Here is a 2,460-nt window from a genome sequence, read left to right on the forward strand (position 1 = left end):
GCAGTCGGCAATACGAGAAGTGGGCGCCAGCCGAGAAGGACGGCACAGGAGTCGCGACTCACCCATCGATACGTGCCTTGAAGACGGTGGTCTCCGGCACCTGATGCCTATCGGTTTGGAGAGCGGTGGCGCTAGGGAGTGTGAGCGAAGTGGCGCGTTTCAGGTGGCCAGGACCAACGTGGAGCGGTAGATTCGAACGCTTCGTGGTCGTGGTCGTGGTCGTGGTCGTGGCCGTGGTCGTGGTCGTGGTCGTAGCCGGATCCCACTCGTGACCGTGACCATCGGCAGCGCTTGGTGAGTGAGCATTCCGGCGATACGCACGATCAGTCGCTCGGACTTCGCCGGTCTCAGCAGCAGACCTGGCACCGAGGACGTGTCTGTCACTGGCCAGGTTGCTCGTACCGGCCACGACCACGACCACGACCACGACCACGACCACGATGTGCGATCGTCCACGGTGTGGTCAGGCAAGCCCCAGCCAGATCAATAGACCTCATCCGTGATCCTGTGGGGTTATTGAAACCAGCCCCGAGACGACATGCGGGGCCGCTTCATGGCCCACGGACCCACGCGGCTGCTGTTGCGGTCGCGAACCGGCTACTCGTGGAGCTCGGAACGGGCCTTGCCGGAAGAACCGTCTCCGAACTCCGCCACGAGGGATTCGGTGTCCCAGCCGTGATCCACGGATTGCTGGCCGCGCTCGAGATCGGTGCGCAGGATCGCCTCTGCTTCGGTAGCCGCACGCCGAACCTGGTGCACGAAGTCGTCGTCTCGATGGCTGCCCGCGAGCGAGCGCACGAGCGCTTCATCGAGCTTCCGAAACCGGGCTGCAACCCGCCGCGCGCGGTATGCCCGGTGGCCGAGCAGCTCCAGACCACGCACGCCCATGGCGATCGCGGACTCGAACGTCTCGCGAAAGACATGCTCGACGCCTGCCTGAACCAGGTCGTAGGCGTCGACGCGCCCATGGGCGCGGGCCAGGATGGCAAGCTGTGGGAAGTGCTTCTTGGCGGTGCGTACCAGCTCGAGCGTCTTTTCGGGCCGGTCCAACGCCAGGATCAAGACCTTGGCGTGCTCGGCGCCTGCATTGGTGAGCAGATCCAGACGCGAGGCGTCGCCGTAGTACACCTTGCGCCCGAAGCGCCGCAGCGTCTCGACCTGGTCGGAGTCGTATTCGAGCACCGTCGAGGCGATTCCCTGGGCGTCCAGCAGTCGCGTGCAGATCTGGCCGAAGCGACCAAAACCCGCCACGATCACGGGGTTGTCTCCGTGGATCGCGTCGTAGTCGGGCGCCCGCGTGCGCGCGCCAACGCGCGGCCGAATGACCTTGTCGAACAAGATCATGTTGAGCGGCGTCAGCGCCATCGACATCGCGACCACCAGTACCAGCGGGTCGCTGATTTCGTCGCCGAGGACTCCGCCTTGCCTGGCGGCGGACAGCAGCACGAACGCGAACTCGCCCCCCTGTGCCATCGCAAAGGAAAAGAGCAGGTTCTGACCGATGCCCAGCCGGAAGAGACGCGCGAGCAAGGCGAGCACCAAGAGCTTGCCCAGCATGAGCGACACCACCAGCCCTCCGATGAGCACCGGATCGGCGACGAAGCGCTCGAAATCGATCGAGGCTCCCACCGCGAGAAAGAACAGCCCCAAGAGCAGGCCCTTGAAGGGCTCGATGTCGCTTTCGAGCTCGTGGCGGTACTCGCTGTCGGCCAGCACCACACCGGCCACGAAGGTTCCGAGGGCGGGGCTGAGGCCCACCTGCGCCATCAAGAGCGCGATACCGATCACGAGCAGCAACGCGCCCGCCACGAAGATCTCGCGCAAGCGCGTTCGGGCGATGAAGCGGAACGCAGGCCGGACCGCGTAGTGCCCGCCGACCACGACGGCCGATACCGCGCCGAGCACGATCAGCGTCTGCATCCAGGGCGCCAGCTGCTCGAGCCAGCTCGAGGCGTGGTGTCCGCCGGGCGTCGCCTGCTGCGTGCGCGTGGCCAGCAGCGGAAACAGGGCCAGCATCGGGATCACCGCGATGTCCTGGAACAGCAGCACCGCGAAGGCGCTTTGCCCGGCCGCGCTCTTCATCAGGCCCTTTTCCTGAAGCGTCTGAAGCACGATGGCGGTGGACGACAGCGCCAGCACCATGCCTATAGCCACGCCCTGCTTCCAGTGCAGGCCGAAAGCCAGCGCAACGCCGGCGATCAACGCCCCGGTGAGACCGACCTGCAGCCCCCCAAGGCCGACGATAGGTGTCCGCAGCCTCCACAGCAGCGAGGGCTCGAGCTCGAGACCCACCAGAAAGAGCATCATCACGACGCCAAACTCGGCGAAGTGCATCACGTCCTGCACTTCATCCCCCAGCAGCTCGAGACCAAAAGGGCCAATCGCTATGCCTGCAAGCAGATAGCCCAGCACCGAACCGAGCCCGAGACGCTTGGCGAGCGGCACCGACACCACCGCCGC

2 protein-coding genes are annotated in these 2,460 nt (G+C 65.7%); one reads left to right on the forward strand and one right to left on the reverse strand.

Annotated elements, in window-relative coordinates; all coding sequences use genetic code 11:
- The first annotated feature begins 125 nt into the window (after nt 1–125).
- A complete protein-coding gene (locus tag MJD61_12205) occupies nt 126–272 on the forward strand; it encodes a hypothetical protein (protein MCG8556031.1) in 147 nt (48 codons plus the stop codon).
- A 325-nt stretch (nt 273–597) separates the two neighbouring features.
- Here MJD61_12205 and MJD61_12210 read toward each other — a convergent pair.
- A partial coding sequence (locus MJD61_12210; protein ID MCG8556032.1) for a monovalent cation:proton antiporter-2 (CPA2) family protein occupies nt 598–2,460 on the reverse strand: 1,863 nt, incomplete at its 5' end.

It is taken from the genome of Pseudomonadota bacterium (genome assembly GCA_022361155.1).
Lineage (GTDB): Bacteria > Myxococcota_A > Polyangia > Polyangiales > JAKSBK01 > JAKSBK01.